This is a genomic window from Actibacterium mucosum KCTC 23349 (genome assembly GCF_000647975.1).
GTDB lineage: Bacteria > Pseudomonadota > Alphaproteobacteria > Rhodobacterales > Rhodobacteraceae > Actibacterium > Actibacterium mucosum.
Window position 1 is genome coordinate 287762 of sequence record NZ_JFKE01000001.1, and the last position, 17962, is coordinate 305723.

Below are 17962 nucleotides of genomic sequence, written 5' to 3' on the forward strand. Positions count from 1 at the left end.
GATGACCGACACGCAGATCACTTTCACTCTGGATGGCGACACCGTGACCGTGCCCGAAGGCACCACGATCTGGGAGGCCGCGCATGGCCGTGGCCTGACCATTCCGCACCTGTGTCACAAACCTGCGCCCGGTTATCGCCCCGACGGCAATTGCCGCGCCTGCATGGTTGAGGTTGCGGGCGAGCGCACGCTGGTCGCCTCGTGCATCCGGCCGGTGGCCGAGGGGATGCAGGTGACCACCAACAACGACCGCGCCACCCGCGCGCGCAAGATGGTGGTTGAGATGCTGATGGCCGACCAGCCCGACCAGCCGCATGACGCGGGCAGCCATTTGCACGACATGGCCGCGGCCAACGGTGTGACAGGCAGTCGCCTGCCGCCCAAGGACGCGCAGACCGTGCCCCTGCTCGATAACAGCCATGTGGCGATGTCGGTGAACCTGGATGCTTGCATCCAATGCGGGCTCTGCGTGCGCGCCTGCCGTGAAGTGCAGGTGAACGACGTGATCGGCATGGCCGGTCGCGGCCACGATGCCTATCCGGTGTTCGACATGGATGACCCGATGGGCGACAGCTCTTGCGTGGCGTGCGGCGAATGTGTGCAGGCCTGCCCAACCGGCGCGTTGCTGCCGGCCACCGTCACCGGCGACAGCACCGATTTTGACCGCGAGGTGGCCAGCATCTGCCCGTTCTGCGGGGTGGGCTGTCAGGTGTCGCTGAAGGTCAAGGATGACAGGATCACACATGTCGAGGGGCTGAACGGCCCCGCGAACGAGGGGCGGCTTTGCGTCAAGGGTCGCTTTGGTTTCGACTATATCCACCACCCGCACCGGCTGACCCGCCCGCTGATCCGCCGCGACGATGCGCCGGCCAAGGGGCTGAACGTGGATCCCGGCAACTGGGCCACCCATTTCCGCGAGGCAACCTGGGACGAGGCTTTGGACGCCGCCGCCGCCGGGCTGCGCGGGCGCGGGGTCGAGGTGGCCGGGTTCGGCAGCGCCAAATGCACCAACGAAGAGGCGTATCTGTTCCAGAAACTCATCCGCCAGGGCTTTGGCCATAACAATGTCGACCATTGCACGCGGCTGTGCCACGCCTCATCCGTGGCCGCCCTGATCGAGAATGTTGGCTCGGGCGCGGTGACCGCCACGTTTAACGAGATCGAAAACGCCGATGTGGCCATCGTGATCGGTGCCAACCCGGTGGAAAACCACCCGGTTGCGGCCACCTATTTCAAACAATTCACCCAGCGCGGCGGCAAGCTGATCGTGATGGACCCGCGCGGTCAGGCGCTTAGCCGGTTCGCCACGCATATGCTGCAATTCCGGCCCGGCGCCGATGTCAGCCTGCTGAACGCGATCATGCATGTGATTGTGGAAGAAAACCTTTACGATCAACAATATATCGACGCCTACACCGAAAACTGGGCGGCCGAAAAGGCGCATCTGGCGGCGTTCACGCCCGAGGCGATGGCGCCTGTCTGTGGGATCGACGCGGGCACGATCCGCGCCGTGGCCCGCGACTTTGCCGGGGCCAGGGCGGGCATGATCTTCTGGGGGATGGGCGTCAGCCAGCACATCCACGGTACCGACAATTCGCGTTGCCTGATCAGCCTGGCGCTGATGTGCGGGCAGGTGGGGCGGCCGGGCACGGGGCTGCACCCACTGCGGGGGCAGAACAATGTTCAGGGTGCCTCGGACGCGGGCCTGATCCCGATGTTTTTGCCCGATTACCAATCGGTGACCGACGACACGATCCGGGCCGAGTTTCAGGCGATCTGGAACAGCGACGATTGGTCGGGGAAAGCCGGCCTGACCGTGACCGAGATCATCGATGCCATCCACGCCGACAAGATCAAGGCGATGTATGTGCAGGGCGAAAACCCGGCCATGTCCGACCCCGATGTCGACCATGCGCGCGATGCGCTGGCGCGGCTGGATCACCTGGTGGTGCAGGATATCTTTTTGACCGAAACCGCGAATTATGCCGATGTGATCCTGCCGGCCTCGGCGTTTTACGAGAAATCGGGGACCGTGACGAACACCAACCGGCAGGTGCAGATGGGCCGCCCCGCGGTGCCGCCGCCCGGCGAAGCGCGCGAAGATTGGGCGATCACCGTGGCGCTGGCGCAGAAATGCGGGCTGAACTGGCACTATGACAGCCCCGCCGATGTCTATGCCGAGATGGCGCGCGGCATGCCCTCGCTGGACAACATCACCTGGGACCGGCTGGCGGCCGAGGGGGCGGTGACCTATCCCTCTCTCAGCCCCACGGATCCCGGCCAGGCGATTGTGTTCGGCGATGGCTTCCCGCGCGACGGTGGACGGGCGCGGTTCACGCCGGCCAACGTGGTGGCCCCGGACGAGGCGCCCGATGCCGAGTATCCGATGGTTCTGACCACCGGGCGGCAGCTGGAACATTGGCACACCGGGTCGATGACACGGCGCAGCCGGGTTCTGGACGCGGTCGAGCCGCAAGCGAATTGCTCGTTGCACCCCGCTACACTGCGCAAGCTGGGGGTGGAACCGGGCGGTATGGTCACCCTGACCACCCGACGCGGAACGGTGCAGGTCATGGCGCGGGCCGACCGTGCGGTGTCGCCCGACATGGTTTTCCTGCCATTTGCTTATGTCGAGGCGGCGGCAAATATCCTGACCAACCCGGTGCTGGATCCTTTCGGCAAGATCCCCGAGTTCAAGTTCGCCGCTGTGCGCGTCACCGCTGCGTAGGGTCTATTGCGCGGCTTCGGTTACCGCGTCATAGGCAGGCAGCCAGACACGGAATTCGGCACCGCCGCCTTCGGGTTGATGCAGGGTGATCAACCCGCCGGCCTTCTGGATTAGGCTCTGCGAGATCGACAGGCCCAGCCCCGTCCCCTCGCCCTGTTTGGTGGTAAAGAAGGGGTCAAAGACTGTCGCGGCGCGGTCATCCGGTATGCCCGGCCCGGTGTCGCGCACCCGCAGGCAGACCCCCTCGCGCCCATCGCGCCGCTCGGGGCCCAACACCAGGTTCAGTTGCCCGTCGCTGCCCATGGCCTGGGCGGCGTTGACGATCAGGTTGATCACCACCTGCTGCATCTCGCCAGGGTCAATGCGCACCATCGGCGCATCGCGAAACTGCGTCGCCACCTCGATGCCACCATGAGACAGAACATGTTCCACCAGCACCAGGCAATCTGCAACAACAGGTTGTAAAGAAACGGTTTCTTCGTAATCCGAAAACTCGGTGGGCCGTGCGAATTTCAGCAGCTTGCCAACAATCGCCTCGATCCGGGTCACCTGCCGGTCGATCAGGTTCAGCTCGGTCACCACGGGCTGCGCCTTCTGGCCCAGCGTGTCACGGATCACGTCCACATTGCCTTGAATCACTGCGACAGGGTTGTTGATTTCATGGGCCACGCCTGCGGTGATTTCGCCGATGGATGCCAGCTTTTCGCTCATCACCAATTGCCGGTACGTGTCTTCAAGCTTGTCATTGGCCTCTCGCAGTTCCGAGGTGCGCTCTTCGACCCGTTGGTTCAGTTCGTCGGCCCATGCGCGAAGGCGGCGGTCGCGGTCCTGCACCTGGTCCAGCAGGTCGTCCAGATGCCCGGCGACCTGCCCGATTTCGTCCTTGGCGCTGATCTTGCCGTTGCGCGCCGACAGGTTGCCGCGCCCCACGCGGCGCATGGTTTCGGTCATGCGTTCCAGCGGTGCAAAAATGCCCTTGGCCATCCACAGAAACACCGGAATCGACAATGCCAAAACCCCGGCAAAGGCCACCATCATCCACAGGTAAGCCTCTCTTTTTGCTGCAGAAAATGGCGCTTCAAGGAAGCCGACATACAACATCCCTACCCGCTCGCCGAAGCTGTCGATCAACGGCAGATAACCCGAGATGTACCAGTCATTCACCACAAAAGCGCGGGCCAGCCATGTCTGACCTTCGTCCAGAACCGCGCCGCGCACTACCGCGGAAACACGAGTGCCAAGCGCGCGGACATCTTCGAACAGGCGCACATTGGTCGACACGCGCACATCATCCAGAAACAGCGTCGCGGTGCCCTGTCGGTCGCCGCCCGTTACGGCGTTCAGATAGACCAGCGCGTTGATCGTATCGATGAATTGTAGGTTTCGATTCAATAGGATACCCCCTACCAGCACACCACCTCCGGCAACGGGGCTGGCGGCATGTACGACCATGCCGCGATCCTCGACCAAGCGATTTGTGGGTACGGCGGCCTCGGTCTCGATCAGGTCCAGCCGCGCCTGATTGGCTAGGTCGTCAGAGAAAACCGCCAGATCTTGTGACGAGAAAATGTCGATCTGACTGTCGGGAACCCCGCCGAATGCGCGCCGGATTACCGGCCATTTTGCCGCCACATGTTCGGCGGCATCTCCTTGTAAATAATAGAGAAAATCGAGCTCCAGCTCGTGCCGCTTGTTCCGGTAGAACAGCGCCTGCGTTGTGCCGTCCTGATTGCGAACCCGCGCAAATTCGACCGATTCCGCGATGCCGCGCAGGTCGTCCCGCGTGCCGGCCATGATGCGTGTCAGGTATTGCTCGGCCACCCGAAGGTCGCTTTCTACGTTTGCAATCAACAACTTATCGTAGTCAGCAGTCCAGCGTGTCATGCCCAGCAACAACAGCAAAGGCATCAACAGGATAAGCGGTGCCAAGGCGAGAACCAGTAATCGCAGGCGGACCGAGCTCATGAACCTCTCCAGCAATGGAAATGTCCTCAGCCTAGCCGGAGGGGGGTAGGTGTGCCAAGCGTTACGAAACTCGCCCCGCTGCACCCCAAGGCAAAGTTGCACGTCGTTTTTAAAGTTTCGCGCATCAGAAGTCGCCGAAGTTTAAAGAATTGAGGCGGCACCCGCGGCACCGCCCCATCGTTGTTTACCCATCCGTAACCGTTATTCGGCCGGCACGGCCTCGGCGTCCGAGGACAGCGGATGGGGGATCTTGTCGAGCATCTCGATCGGGCAGACCTGAACGAAATTGCCGCATTCAATATCCCAGTGCTGCAGCAGATCGGCGGCCTTGATCGAGCCGGTCTCGGCCGCGTGGCGTTCGACCAGCCCGCGCAGCTGTCCCTCCCAATGGGGATGGGCGACCGGGCTGGCGACCAAGGTTTCCATGTTCATCATGGCGCGGACCGAGCCGTCGGGATCGTAAAGATAGGCCATGCCACCGGTCATGCCGGCGCCGAAATTGGCGCCGATGCTGCCCAGGATCACCGCGACACCGCCGGTCATGTATTCACAACCGTTCGAGCCGCAGCCCTCGATCACCACCTTGGCGCCCGAGTTGCGCACCGCGAAACGTTCGCCCGCGCGCCCGGCGGCAAAGAGGTAGCCGTCGGTGGCACCATAAAGCACCGTGTTGCCGATGATCGTGTTTTCGGCGGCCACAAGTGGCGAGCGCATCGGCGGGCGCACCACAACGGTGCCGCCCGACAGGCCCTTGGCCACATAGTCGTTGGCGTCGCCCGATACCTCGATCTTCAGACCCGGCGCCGAGAACGCGCCCAGCGACTGCCCGGCGCTGCCGGTCAGCTTGACGGTCAGGTGGTCGGGCTGCAACGCGTTGCGCATGCCGAAGTTCTGCACGATGTGGCTGGAGATGCGGGTGCCCACTGTTCGGTCGGTGTTCTGCACCGCATAAGACAGCTGCATTTTCTCGCCATCCTGCAGGAACCGGGCCGCATCGGCGACGATCTGCGCGTCCAGCGTGTCGGGCACGGCGTTACGCTCGCGGTCGCGGTCGTAAACGATGTCAGCCGCGCCATCGACGGTGATCAGCAGCGGGTTGAGGTCAAGGTCGTCCAGATGCGCCGAACCCCGGCTGACCTGCGTCAGCAGATCGGCGCGGCCAATAACTTCGTCCAGCGACCGGGCACCGATCTGGGCCAGGATCTCGCGCACTTCCTGGGCGTAGAAGGTGATGAGGTTCACCACCTTGTCGGCATTGCCGGTGAACTTGTCGCGCAGGCGTTCGTCCTGCGTACACACGCCAACGGGGCAGGTGTTCGACTGACACTGGCGCACCATGATACAGCCCATCGCGATCAGCGCGGCGGTGCCGATGCCGTATTCCTCGGCCCCCATCATTGCGGCCATGACGATGTCACGCCCGGTGCGCAGGCCGCCATCGGTTCTGAGCGTGATGCGGTCGCGCAGGTTGTTCATCGCCAGAACCTGATGCGCCTCGGTCAGGCCCATTTCCCACGGCAGACCGGCATATTTGATCGACGTGGCGGGCGAGGCGCCGGTGCCGCCATTATGGCCCGAGATCAGGATGATGTCGGCCTTGGCCTTGGCCACGCCGGCGGCGATGGTGCCGACGCCGGACGAGGCCACCAGTTTCACGGTGACCTTGCAGCGCGGGTTGATCTGTTTGAGGTCATAGATCAGCTGCGCCAGATCCTCGATCGAGTAGATATCGTGGTGCGGCGGCGGGCTGATCAGGGTCACGCCCTTGGTCGAGTGGCGCAGCTTGGCGATCAGGTCGGTGACCTTCATGCCGGGCAACTGGCCGCCCTCGCCGGGTTTGGCGCCCTGGGCGACCTTGATCTCAAGCTCTTCGCAATGCAGCAGGTATTCGGCGGTGACACCGAAACGGCCCGAGGCCACCTGTTTGATCTTGGCCGACGCGTTGTCGCCATTGGGTTCGGGGGTGAAATCCTCGGGGCTTTCGCCGCCTTCCCCGGAATCCGACTTGGCGCCGATGCGGTTCATGGCAATCGACAGGGTGCGGTGTGCCTCGGGGCTGAGGGCGCCCAGCGACATGCCGGGTGTGACGAAGCGCTTGCGGATCGAGGTGATCGATTCCACTTCTTCGATCGGCACGGGGCGGCCGATGGGTTTGATATCCAGCAGGTCGCGCAGGTGGATCGGCGGGTTGGCCCGCATCGCGGCCGAGTATTTCTGCCACATCTCATAGCTGGCGCGGTCGCAGGCCGATTGCATCATATGCATGGTCTGCGCCTCCCAGGCGTGTTTCTCGCCCGACCGGCGCGCCTTGTAGAAGCCACCGATGGGCAGCACGTCGGCCCCGCCCTTGAAGCCCAGCGCGTGCACCTGTTCCAGCTTGCGCTGGATGCCGCTGACACCGATGCCCGAGATGCGGGAGTGCATGCCGGGGAAGTATTCGGCACACATGGCGCGGCTGAGGCCGACGGCCTCGAAATTCAGGCCGCCGCGATAGGACGAGATGACCGAGATGCCCATCTTGGACATGATTTTCAGCAGGCCGTAATCAACCGCATCGCGGTATTTGGCCACGGCCTCGGTCAGGGTGCCCTCCAACAGGCCGCGGCTGATGCGGTCGGCCAGGCTGTCTTCGGCCAGGTAGGCGTTGACGGTGGTGGCACCGCAGCCGATCAGAACGGCGAAGTAATGCGGATCAACGCATTCCGCCGAGCGGACGTTCAGCGAGGTGAACGTGCGCAGGCCCTTGCGGGTCAGCCAGGAATGCACCGCAGATGTCGCCAGGATCATCGGCATGGCCACGCGGTCAGCACCCTGCGCCTGATCGGTCAGGATGATGTGACCGGCGCCCGAACGCACGGCGTCTTCGGCCTCGTCGCGGATACGGGCCAGACCGGCACGCAGCGCGTCGGCATCGCCATCGGCGGCAAAGGTACAGTCGATCAGCACCATCTGCGCGTTGAATTGCGCCACCATTTCGTCGAACTGGGCGTTGCCGACAAACGGGCTTTCCAGCACCAGAATCTCGGTCTGGCTGCTGTCTTCGTCCAGCACATTCTTGAGGTTGCCGAACCGCGTTTTCAGCGACATCACCCGGTATTCGCGCAGGCTGTCGATGGGCGGGTTGGTGACCTGGCTGAAGTTCTGACGGAAGAAATGGCTGAGCGGGCGGTATTTCTCGGACAGCACCGCAGACGGCGTGTCGTCACCCATCGAGGCGATGGCCTCTTTACCATCCTCGGCCATCGGCAGAAGGATCTGTTCCAGCTCTTCCATCGAATAGCCGGCGGCGATCTGACGGTGGCGCAGTTCGGCGCCTTCATAGATCGGTTTCTCGTCCACCTCGGCCAGCGCCTTGTCCAGCTCGGTGATCTTGCCGACCCAATCGCCAAAGGGCTGGCTGGCGGCCAGTTGGTCCTTGATCTCGGTGTCGTGGAACAGCTTGCCCTCGGCCGTATCAACCGCGATCATCTGACCGGGGCCCAGCGCGCCTTTTTCTACAACCGAACCTTCGTCGGTGGGCACCATGCCGGCCTCGGACCCGGCGATCAGCAGACCGTCACCCGTCACAACATAGCGCATCGGGCGCAGGCCGTTGCGGTCCAGCCCGCCGCAGACCCAGCGGCCATCGGTCATGGCCAGCGCGGCGGGGCCGTCCCACGGCTCCATCACCGAGTTGCAGTAGGAATACATGTCACGCCAGCTTTGCGGCAGCTCAACCGCCTGCTTGGACCAGCTTTCGGGCACCAGCATCGTCTTGGCCATCGGCGCGTTCCGACCGGCGCGCACCATCACCTCGAACACCGCATCCAGCGCGGCGGAATCCGACGACCCCTGGCTGACAATCGGTTTCAGATCGTCGGCATATTCGCCAAACGCCGCCGAGGTCATGCGGATCTCGTGGCTTTTCATCCAGTTGACGTTGCCCTTCAGGGTGTTGATCTCGCCGTTATGGGCCAGCATGCGGAACGGTTGCGCCAGCCACCATTGCGGGAAGGTGTTGGTCGAGTAACGCTGATGATAGATGGCGAAGTTCGAGGTAAAGCGTTCATCCTTGAGATCGGGATAGAACTCGGCCACCTGCTCGGCCAGCATCATGCCCTTATAGATGATCGAACGGCAGCTGAGCGAGCACAGGTACATGTCGCCAATACCAGCGGCAGCGGCTGCTTTTTCGATCCGGCGGCGGATCACGTACAGCTCACGCTCGAACGTTTCTTCATCCACGCCCTTGGCGTTCGAGATGATGATCTGTTCGATCTCGGGGCGGGTGGCGTTGGCTTTTTCGCCCAGAACCTCTGTGTTCACGGGCACATGGCGCCAGCCATAGATGTAATACCCCATGCGCAGCACTTCGGCCTCGACGATCGTGCGGCAGGTTTCCTGCGCGCCGAAATCGGTGCGGGGCAGAAAGACCTGACCCACGGCGATCAGGCGATCGGTCAGCGGTTCGTGGCCGGTGCGGCGGATCTGATCGTAAAAGAACGGCACGGGGATCTGCACGTGGATGCCGGCGCCGTCGCCGGTTTTGCCGTCGGCATCGACCGCGCCGCGGTGCCAGATCGCCTTGAGCGCGTTGATCCCGCTTTCCACCACCTGGCGGCTGGGTTTGCCGTCGATGGCCACCACAAGGCCCACACCGCAGGACGAATGTTCATCGTCTTCGCGGTAAAGCCCGTGTTCGGCCATATAGGCGCGTTTGGCTTCTTCGTTCTGCAGCCATTCGGCGTCGAATTTCGTCATGTCATCATCCTTTCCTGGATGGCGCGGGGGCAGGCCCCGCTGCGTATCTTGGTGTTACTCGGCGGCGACGGCAGCTTGGGTCAGCTGCCCCACAATGGCGTCGGCGGCTTCGCGGCCATCGCGGATGGCCCAGACCACCAGCGAGGCACCCCGCACGATGTCGCCCACGGCGTACACGCCGGGCATGGCGGTTTCGTGGGTGCGGAAATCGGCCTTGACGGTGCCCCAGCGGGTGACCTCCAGCGCGGGTTCGTTCCACAGGGCGGGCAGATCCTCGGGCTCGAACCCCAGGGCCTTGATCACCAGATCGGCGTCTTCGACATAGTCCGCACCTTCGATCACCTCGGGGCTTTGGCGGCCCGAGGCATCGGGCAGGCCCAGGCGCATTTTCTGCACCATCACGCCGGTCACCGGATCACCGGCAAAGCCTTTGGGCGCCGACAGCCAGACAAATTCCACGCCTTCCTCTTCGGCGTTCTGGGTTTCACGCTGCGAGCCGGGCATGTTGGCCTTGTCGCGGCGATAGAGGCATTTGACGCTGGTCGCGCCCTGACGGATCGCGGTGCGTACACAGTCCATCGCGGTGTCGCCACCGCCGATGACCACCACGCGCTTGCCCTCGGCGTTCAGCTCGCCCGAGTCGTATTCCGGCACGTCGTCGCCAAAGTTCTTGCGGTTGGAGGCGGTCAGATAGTCGATGGCGCGCACGATACCCGCCGCACCCGAACCGGGGCCTTGCAGGTCGCGCGACTTGTAGACGCCGGTGGCGATCAGCACGGCGTTATGCTGTGCACGGATATCGGCGAACGAGATGTCTTCGCCCACGTTGCAGTTCAGCACGAACGTGACGCCCGAGGCCTCAAGCTGTTCGTGGCGGCGCATGACCACCTCTTTCTCCAGCTTGAAGCCGGGGATGCCATAGGTCATCAGCCCGCCGGTGCGGTCATAGCGGTCATAGACGGTGACCTGAATGCCGGCGCGGCGCAGACGATCGGCGGCGGCAAGGCCCCCGGGGCCGGCGCCGATGATGCCCACGCTTTCCTCGCGCTCGGCATAGGGTGTTGCGGGTTTCACCCAACCCTCGGCCCAGGCGGTGTCGGTGATGTATTTCTCGACCGCGCCGATGGTCACGGTGCCGTGGCCCGATTGTTCGATCACGCAATTGCCTTCGCACAGACGGTCCTGTGGGCAGATGCGGCCGCAGATCTCGGGGAAGGTGTTGGTGGCCTGGCTGAGCTCATAGGCCTCCTGGACACGACCCTCGGCGGTCAGGCGCAGCCAGTCGGGGATGTTGTTGTGCAGCGGGCAGTGCGACTGACAATAGGGCACACCGCATTGCGAACAGCGGCTGGCCTGTTCTTCGGCCTTGGCCTCGATAAAGTCGCCATAGATTTCAAGGAAATCCTGGGTCCGGCCGTCTGCCGCGCGTTTGGTCGGCATTTCCCGGCCAAGATCGACAAACTTCAACATCTTTTGTTTTGCCATTTCCAAATCCTTCCAAGGTCGTCAGGCGTCGTGCTATACAGAGATAAGGGAGAGATATAAAGTCAGCAACGCTGACCTAATATAGGAAAAGTGCGATAAATCAATCCAATCTCTCCGGATTTTTTCTCCAATAAAGTAAACAAGCGTGACCTAAAATAGGCCAACCCATTGGATTTAAACGGGTTCGGCATAAATACGAGAATACGACATGGATTTAACCTATCTTCTGCTTGTCGCCATTATTCAAGGCGTTACCGAGTTTCTGCCGGTGTCGTCATCCGGCCATCTGGTGCTGTTGCCGAATCTGACCGGAAACGCGGACCAGGGCCAGGTGATAGACGTGGCCGTGCATGTGGGCACTTTGTTCGCCGTGATGCTGTATTTCCACGCCGACACGCGCAAATGCGTGATCGGGGTGGGTCATCTGCTGACCGGGCGCACGTCAACCGAGGCTGCGCGGCTGGTGCTGTTGCTGTCAGTGGCGACGGTCCCGGTTATCCTGTTTGGGCTGATTTTGAAGGCGACGGGGCTGGATCAAGCGGTGCGGTCTGTTGCCGTGATCGGGTGGACGATGCTGATCTTCGGGATCGTGCTGTATTGGGCCGACAAAACCGGCAAGCATGAACACGAGGCCGCCGACTGGTCGTTCAAACACGCCGTTATCATGGGGCTGTGGCAGGCGCTGGCGCTGATCCCCGGCACGTCGCGGTCGGGCATTACCATCACCGCGGCGCGGCAACTGGGATACACACGGGCCGATGGCGCGCGGTTGGCGATGCTGATGTCGATTCCTACGATCATCGCGTCGGGCGCGTTGTTGGGGGCCGAGGTTGTGGCCACGGCCGATGCCGCCGCCGCGCGGGACGGCGCAATTGCGGCATTCTTTGCCTTCATCGCGGCGCTGCTGGCGCTGGTTCTGATGATGCGATTGTTGCGCAGTGTCAGCTTCACGCCCTACGTGATCTATCGGGTGATCCTGGGCGTGGTGCTGTTGATTTATGCCTATACTTAGGCGCGCAGGTTCTTGGCGCTGTCCTTGATGGCGTTGTACTGCCCGCCGCTGCGGAAACGATACAGGTAGGTCGGCAGAACAACCTCCATCGCGGTGGGGGTTACGCCCAGATCGGCCAGACCCTTGGCATCGTCGGCCACTACGTTGTCGTTGCGCAGGTTGCGTACCTGATCGCGGGTCAGGATGCCGTTGTTGAACAGCCCACCGGTGCAGACCTGCGCCATGTCAAAGCTGAACCCGATGATCGAACCAACCCAGAAGGGCAGGTTGATGACAAGACGGCGGCGCTGCACGATCTTCAGCATGTCGCCGATCAGGCCACGCAGTGTGTCGACCTCGGGGCCACCAAGCTCATAAGTGCCAGCCGCATCGGTTTCGATGGCAGCCACGGCCGCGGCGGCCACATCGTCTACATAGACGGGCTGAAACCTGGTGTCGCCACCGACGATCTTGAGAACCGGACCAAGGCGCGACAGCGAGGCGAACCGGTTAAAGAACTGATCCTCGTCCCCGAAGATGACCGAGGGGCGCAGGATGACGGCATCGGGGCGCGCGGCCAGAATCGCGGCCTCGCCCTCGCCCTTGGTGCGGGCATAGTCGCTTTCGGCATCCGCATCGGCGCCAATGGCCGACAGGTGCACCAGACGCGCCACACCTTCAACAGCTGACAAGCGCGCCACACGCTCGGCCCCTTCGACCTGCACGGAGTCGAAGCGATTCTTGCCATGCTCGTTCAGGATACCGACACAGTTCACCACCGCATCGGCGCCGGTCATGGCCGCCGCGACCGACGCGTCGTCGCGAATGTTGCACAGGATGGGCTCTACCTGGCCGACGGCACCATAGGTGCGCACAAAGCCCGCCTCGTTGGGGCGGCGCACCGCAACGCGCACGCGCCAGCCGTCCTTTGCCAGCCGCCGGGCGATATAACGCCCCACAAATCCAGATCCGCCGTAGATTGTTACCAGCTTGGCCATGGCCGGGCCTCCATCCATTCGTTCTGTGCCTGATTATCGCAAAGAGGCCCTGTCAAACAAGCGGATATGGTGTCACGGCAAAAACTTTGAAAAAGGCGCTTGACCCCACCCGGCGCGGCCTTTAAATCCCGCCCTCACGACACCTGCCCAGGTGGCGGAATTGGTAGACGCGCTAGCTTCAGGTGCTAGTGTCCGTATGGACGTGGAGGTTCGAGTCCTCTCCTGGGCACCATATTCAATCGAAATCGTTATGCTTTCATGGTGTTGGTGTGAAAACCACTGCACAATCGCTCCACATGTTGGTGTGGCGTTCATGAGACCGTCGTTGGATTGCCTTACCTGAAACGCGCAAAGACAGGCAACGTTGGGGAAGGCTGCTGTTGAGTGGTCCTTAATTGAACAAGGCTTGGTAAAGCCCGACGCTGCAAAAACTGGACCTTGTGTCAGAGTCCGAATTTCAGGGAGCAACTTAAGCTTCACAAATTTTGCCTTTCGAATGAGAGACAACGTGAGCGTTGGAATGTGCTCAAAGCTTGCGCCGTTTCCGGATGGTCGAAACTAAATGCAGCAGACAGCCTTCATTTCGGCAGGGGCGTCAAATAGGACAGATGAAAAAATTGACGGTGAAACATCATCGTTGTTTTGGAATGCCTGCAAGTCCGCTGACGCCACGCGCAAAATCAGGAGCAACACGTGGAAACATCTCTTGGATATGCCCAGGCCATGACCGCGCCGCATCGTTTGGCGAGCCTTGCTGGTCATACGGCAATGGCGGAAGGTGCAACCGCCATCGAAGCAATGGTGTGTGCCGCAGCCACGATTGCAGTCGTGTACCCGCATATGAACGGGCTTGGCGGGGATGCTTTTTGGACGATCAAGCGCCGCGGCGAAGCGCCCGTAACCATCGCTGGATGCGGCGGGGCCGGTGCAAAAGCGACGCGTCACTGGTATGCAGAGAGAGGTATAACCGACGCATTGCCTGCGCGGGGTCCGTTGGCAGCTGTTACCGTGCCCGGTGCAGTCGGTACATGGCAAATGGCGTTGTCCATGGTGCCGGCAGCGAAACGTTGGGCGTTGGCCGATCTTCTTGCTCCTGCGATCCACCACGCCCGCGCTGGCGTTGCAATGAGCCGACATCAGGCCGAGATGACGTCAGCCAAGCTGGACCAGGTTAAAGACCAGCCCGGGTTCGCCGAGGTGTTCCTGAACAATGGCGCCGCGCCGTCACCTGGATGGCGTTTGCGCCAGGAGGCGTTGGCGGGAACCCTGGAAACCCTGGCGGCAGAGGGATGCGACAGCTTCTACAAGGGTGACCTGGCGCGAACCCATGCCGGGTTTCTAGCAGAAATCGGCAGCCCGATTTGCTTGTCAGATTTCGAGAGCTACGCGCCCGAAAGGCAAGACCCACTTCAGATCAAGACAAGTTGGGGCACCCTGTACAACACGCGGCCGCCGACGCAGGGCGTGGCGTCGCTTGCCATCCTGGGCACATTTGATCGCCTGGGAATTGACCCGCAACGCCCTGAAAGCCCCGAGCATATCCACGGCTTGGTTGAATCCATCAAACAGGCTTACCTCATGCGCAACCGCGAATTGGGTGATCCGGGTCTGATGCAAAGCGATGCGCAGGACCTTTTGAGCGATGCCGCGCTGGATGACATGGCCGGGGCGATTGATCTTGCCCACGCAAGGTCATGGCCCGAAACGCCCAGGGACGGAGACACGATCTGGATGGGCGCGGTCGACCGGGACGGCACGGTGGTCAGCTTTATTCAATCGCTGTTCTGGGAATTCGGCTCGGCTGTCGTCTGCCCGGAGACGGGGGTGATGTTCCAGAACCGGGGAGCCGATTTTCTGTTGGACGACGGCCTGCGTGGCCTGGCTCCGGGGCGTCTGCCATTTCACACGTTGAACCCGGCGATGGCTGAATTGAACGATGGCCGCGTGATGGCCTATGGCACACAAGGCGGCGAAGGCCAGCCGCAAACCCAGGCGGCCGTCTTCAGCCGCTACGCGCATTTTGGGGTGCCCCTGCAAGACGCGATTTGCCGTCCCCGCTGGCTGTTGGGAAAGTCCTGGGGGGAAGAGTCGACCAGCTTGAAACTGGAAGAAGATTTTGGCCCCGAACTGATTGCCGCAATGGAAAACGCCGGTCACACGGTGGATGTTGTGCGGCCATGTGATCCGTTGATGGGGCAGGCAGGCGCTGTCGTTGCTCATCCCGATGGCCAGACAGAGGCCGCCACCGACCCAAGGTCAGACGGAGCTGCGCTTGCGATCTAAGGCGCGACGCTCTGGCGGATATGGTCGTTGATGGCACCCGCCGTCGTCCACCAGACCTGATCCCCGGAATGGTGCTGCATATGGCGCAACGCCCGTTCAAGGTGTTTGATCCGATGCGGGTGGCCCATGAGATATCCATGCAGGGCGATCCCCATCACCAGCGGACGGGATTTGCTTTCTTCCAGCATGACGTCGAACGCGTCGATGATCATGTCTGCAAATTCGTTGCCTTCGCGCTGGCGGCCAACAATCTGCGGAATGTCGTTCAGCTCTTGCGGATAAGGGACCGAAAGGATCCGGCCATTGCGGGTCTTCATCCATGTCGGCTGATCGTCATGGCACCAGTCCAACAGGTATTCATAGCCAGCTTCCTGCAACAGATCAGGCGTTGTGTGGCTTTGCGAAATCCAAGGGCCAAGCCATCCCTTCGGACCAATGCCATGGCGTTGTGTCAGCTCGTTGGTTGCCTGCGCGATCAGCTCTCTTTCTTCCGCTTCAGCCAACACACCCTGTCGTTCCGCATTGGTGCGCCCATGGCCTGCAATCTCGTCGCCCCGTGCGGCAAAAATCTCCGCCAGCCCCGGGGTCAGCCGATAGGTTTCAGAATTAACCAGCGCGGTGCAGGGCAGTTTTAAACGGTCGAACAGTTCAATCAAACGAGGCGCACCGACGCGGTTCCCATAATCGCGCCATGCATAGTTGAGCACATCCGGTTGTGGGCCACCGGGGGCAAGCATTGCCCCAAGCCCGTCACCAAAAGAAAAAACTTCCAGGTTCATGCCCAGATATACGGCAAGCCCCTTGCCCCCCGGCCACCGATAGCTCTGGCGCTCTGTGATCATGCTGAATGGGTAGCGGTCGTGTTGATTAATTTGCATCAAGAATCACCTTACGTGGGTTCAGAGTGTTCCTGCATGCCTGCAGTGGCAAAGTCCAAAACCTGCTCCTTTTTGGTGCGTAGCAACGCGCGGCCTGCCCAAGGCTTCACCAATTCTGTCGCTGTTGATGAAAGCCGAGGCCAATTGAGCGGCTGCAAGATTGTGTACAATTTTAGTTTCTTTAACGAATTTAATCCATAAGCTCGCGCCGAAGGCGCATTTTGTATACGATCTAGGAGAGCTCTCATGGACAGACGCGCCTTTCTTGCAACGGCCGGTGTGGCCGGTACCCTTGCAGCACCCGCCGTGGCACAAAGCAGCGGCAGCTTTAAATGGAAGATGACAACCGCCTTTCCCGCAGGGGCGCCCTTTTACTCCAATGGCCCAGGCTCGCTGAAAGATTTCGCGGCCCGTGTGAAGGCCATGTCCGATGGTCGGCTGGACATTCAGGTCTTCAATGGAGGCGAATTGGTGCCCGCATTCGAAGGCATTGATGCCGCCCGTCAGGGCATCGTCGAGATGAACGCCTGGGTATCCTACTTTGGCGCTGGACGGTTGCCCGCGGCGCAGTTCTTTGGCGCTGTACCGTTTGGAATGTCGACCCAAGGCAAAAACGCATGGTTCTACATCGGGGACGGGATTGACCTGTGGAACGAGGTTTATGAACCGCTTGGTCTGGTTGCCATGCCCATTGGTGCGACTGGCGTGCAGATGACCGGTTGGTTCAACAAAGAGATCAACTCGATCGAAGACATGAAAGGCTTGCGGCTGCGTGTACCGGGACTTGCTGGGCAAGCTTATTCCCGCATCGGCGTAGATGTGAAGCTGCTGCCCGGCGGGGAAATTTTCCCAGCTCTTGAGCGTGGCGTCATTGATGCGGCCGAATGGGTTGGCCCTGCGATGGACAAGGTCATGGGTCTGAACAATGCCGCCAAGTACTACTACACAACAGGCTGGCACGAACCGACCACGGTGACCGAGCTGACGATCAACAAAGCTGCGTGGGAAACGCTGCCTGCGGATCTGCAAGCCATCGTGAGCAACTGCGCTGCCGCGTGCAACGTGATCTCGCATAGCTGGGGCGAGGCAAACAACGCCGCCGCGCTGCAGGAGTTCAAGGCAAACGGCACCGAGGTGCGCACCCTGCCAACGGATGTCGTCGAGGCACTGCGTACCGAAATGACGGCTGTCTACGAAGAGATGGGTGCCGCTGATCCGCTCTTCAAAAAGGTGATGGACAATTACTTCGCCTTCAAAGCAAGCCACGATGTCTGGGCGGAAGCCTCTGAAAAAGTGTGGCATTCCGAGCTGCGCTGACCAACATCACGGCTCGGCAGCTTGTCGTTGCCGAGCCTGCTTTTCCCTTGAAAATATGAGTCCCCCTATGACCGCTGCCCTGCGTTTCGCTGATTTCATCGACGCAATGACACGGCTGATAAGCCATATCGCATCTGTGCTTCTTCTTGCGCTTGTTGCGCTTGTTTTCTGCAATGTCGCCGGACGTTACGTCATCGGAAACGCGCCGGTCTGGATGCAGGAGTTGGAATGGCACCTTCTGGTTCCGACAGCCATGTTGGGGATTGTCGTGCTTATGCTCGAAAAGGGGCATGTGCGCGTGGACATGCTTTACGATAAAATGTCGCCAAAAGCGCGCCATTGGATAGACTTTGTTTCCATGGTCCTGGGCGCTGCTGTGGCCCTGTTGTTGATCCGGTACTCGACCGGCTTTGTCGAAAACTCTTTTTCACTACTCGAAGGTTCGCCTGACCCCGGCGGATTGCCCGGCCGCTGGGCGCTAAAGGGCTTTTTGCCCATCGCCTTTGCATTGTTGGCATTGCAATGCGCCGCCAATGCCATTCGATCCCTCAATGCTATCCGGAGCACAGACTGATGC

Annotated in this window: 10 protein-coding genes and 1 tRNA gene; 6 read left to right on the forward strand and 5 right to left on the reverse strand. The window is 61.4% G+C overall.

The window, feature by feature from the left end; all coding sequences use genetic code 11:
- Nucleotide 1: 1 nt before the first annotated feature.
- Nucleotides 2-2728, forward strand: coding sequence for a formate dehydrogenase subunit alpha (gene fdhF, locus ACMU_RS01395; RefSeq protein WP_035255433.1), 2727 nt, complete (start codon nt 2-4; stop codon nt 2726-2728).
- Nucleotides 2729-2731: 3 nt separating this feature from the next.
- On the opposite strand, the gene ACMU_RS01400 is transcribed toward fdhF, so the two are convergent.
- The 3 genes from ACMU_RS01400 to ACMU_RS01410 form a co-directional block, all read right to left on the reverse strand.
- The gene (locus ACMU_RS01400; protein ID WP_035255434.1) at nt 2732-4693 is read right to left on the reverse strand and encodes a sensor histidine kinase; all 1962 of its coding nucleotides are present in this window, start codon (nt 4691-4693) and stop codon (nt 2732-2734) included.
- Nucleotides 4694-4894: 201 nt separating this feature from the next.
- Nucleotides 4895-9433 (reverse strand): glutamate synthase large subunit, encoded by a 4539-nt coding sequence (gene gltB, locus ACMU_RS01405; protein WP_035255435.1) that lies wholly within the window; start codon nt 9431-9433, stop codon nt 4895-4897.
- 54 nt (nt 9434-9487) lie between these two features.
- Nucleotides 9488-10918 carry an NAD(P)-dependent oxidoreductase gene (locus tag ACMU_RS01410; protein WP_035255436.1) on the reverse strand — a complete coding sequence of 477 codons (1431 nt, stop codon included), beginning with the start codon at nt 10916-10918 and terminating at the stop codon, nt 9488-9490.
- A gap of 208 nt (nt 10919-11126) precedes the next feature.
- Between ACMU_RS01410 and ACMU_RS01415 the strand changes: the two genes are divergently transcribed.
- Nucleotides 11127-11930 (forward strand): undecaprenyl-diphosphate phosphatase, encoded by an 804-nt coding sequence (locus ACMU_RS01415; protein WP_035255437.1) that lies wholly within the window; start codon nt 11127-11129, stop codon nt 11928-11930.
- Here the strand turns inward: ACMU_RS01415 and ACMU_RS01420 are convergent.
- Nucleotides 11927-12907 (reverse strand): complex I NDUFA9 subunit family protein, encoded by a 981-nt coding sequence (locus ACMU_RS01420; RefSeq protein ID WP_035256041.1) that lies wholly within the window; start codon nt 12905-12907, stop codon nt 11927-11929. The two genes, ACMU_RS01415 and ACMU_RS01420, sit on opposite strands and share 4 nt — an antisense overlap.
- Nucleotides 12908-13052: 145 nt before the next feature.
- Here ACMU_RS01420 and ACMU_RS01425 point away from each other — a divergent pair.
- Both ACMU_RS01425 and ACMU_RS01430 read left to right on the forward strand, forming a co-directional pair.
- A tRNA-Leu gene (locus ACMU_RS01425) sits at nt 13053-13139 on the forward strand.
- 461 nt (nt 13140-13600) lie between these two features.
- A complete protein-coding gene (locus tag ACMU_RS01430; RefSeq protein WP_328286648.1) occupies nt 13601-15190 on the forward strand; it encodes a gamma-glutamyltransferase family protein in 1590 nt (529 codons plus the stop codon).
- Here the strand turns inward: ACMU_RS01430 and ACMU_RS01435 are convergent.
- Nucleotides 15187-16032 (reverse strand): polysaccharide deacetylase family protein, encoded by an 846-nt coding sequence (locus tag ACMU_RS01435; protein WP_236626163.1) that lies wholly within the window; start codon nt 16030-16032, stop codon nt 15187-15189. The genes ACMU_RS01430 and ACMU_RS01435 overlap by 4 nt on opposite strands.
- A gap of 282 nt (nt 16033-16314) precedes the next feature.
- On the opposite strand from ACMU_RS01435, the gene ACMU_RS01440 reads away from it, so the two are divergent.
- Both ACMU_RS01440 and ACMU_RS01445 read left to right on the forward strand, forming a co-directional pair.
- Nucleotides 16315-17385: a TRAP transporter substrate-binding protein gene (locus ACMU_RS01440; RefSeq protein WP_035255440.1), complete on the forward strand. Its 1071-nt coding sequence runs from the start codon at nt 16315-16317 to the stop codon at nt 17383-17385.
- 67 nt (nt 17386-17452) lie between these two features.
- On the forward strand, nt 17453-17959 hold the full coding sequence (locus ACMU_RS01445) for a TRAP transporter small permease subunit (protein WP_051587778.1): 507 nt from the start codon (nt 17453-17455) through the stop codon (nt 17957-17959).
- Nucleotides 17960-17962 lie beyond the last annotated feature (3 nt).

What these genes read in the sequence shown, in the direction of transcription:
- fdhF (WP_035255433.1), top strand. Translation starts at nt 2, where the DNA reads ATGACCGACACGCAGATCACTTTCACTCTGGATGGCGACACCGTGACC.
- ACMU_RS01400 (WP_035255434.1), bottom strand. Translation starts at nt 4,693, where the DNA reads ATGAGCTCGGTCCGCCTGCGATTACTGGTTCTCGCCTTGGCACCGCTT.
- gltB (WP_035255435.1), bottom strand. Translation starts at nt 9,433, where the DNA reads ATGACGAAATTCGACGCCGAATGGCTGCAGAACGAAGAAGCCAAACGC.
- ACMU_RS01410 (WP_035255436.1), bottom strand. Translation starts at nt 10,918, where the DNA reads ATGGCAAAACAAAAGATGTTGAAGTTTGTCGATCTTGGCCGGGAAATG.
- ACMU_RS01415 (WP_035255437.1), top strand. Translation starts at nt 11,127, where the DNA reads ATGGATTTAACCTATCTTCTGCTTGTCGCCATTATTCAAGGCGTTACC.
- ACMU_RS01420 (WP_035256041.1), bottom strand. Translation starts at nt 12,907, where the DNA reads ATGGCCAAGCTGGTAACAATCTACGGCGGATCTGGATTTGTGGGGCGT.
- ACMU_RS01435 (WP_236626163.1), bottom strand. Translation starts at nt 16,032, where the DNA reads ATGATCACAGAGCGCCAGAGCTATCGGTGGCCGGGGGGCAAGGGGCTT.
- ACMU_RS01440 (WP_035255440.1), top strand. Translation starts at nt 16,315, where the DNA reads ATGGACAGACGCGCCTTTCTTGCAACGGCCGGTGTGGCCGGTACCCTT.
- ACMU_RS01445 (WP_051587778.1), top strand. Translation starts at nt 17,453, where the DNA reads ATGACCGCTGCCCTGCGTTTCGCTGATTTCATCGACGCAATGACACGG.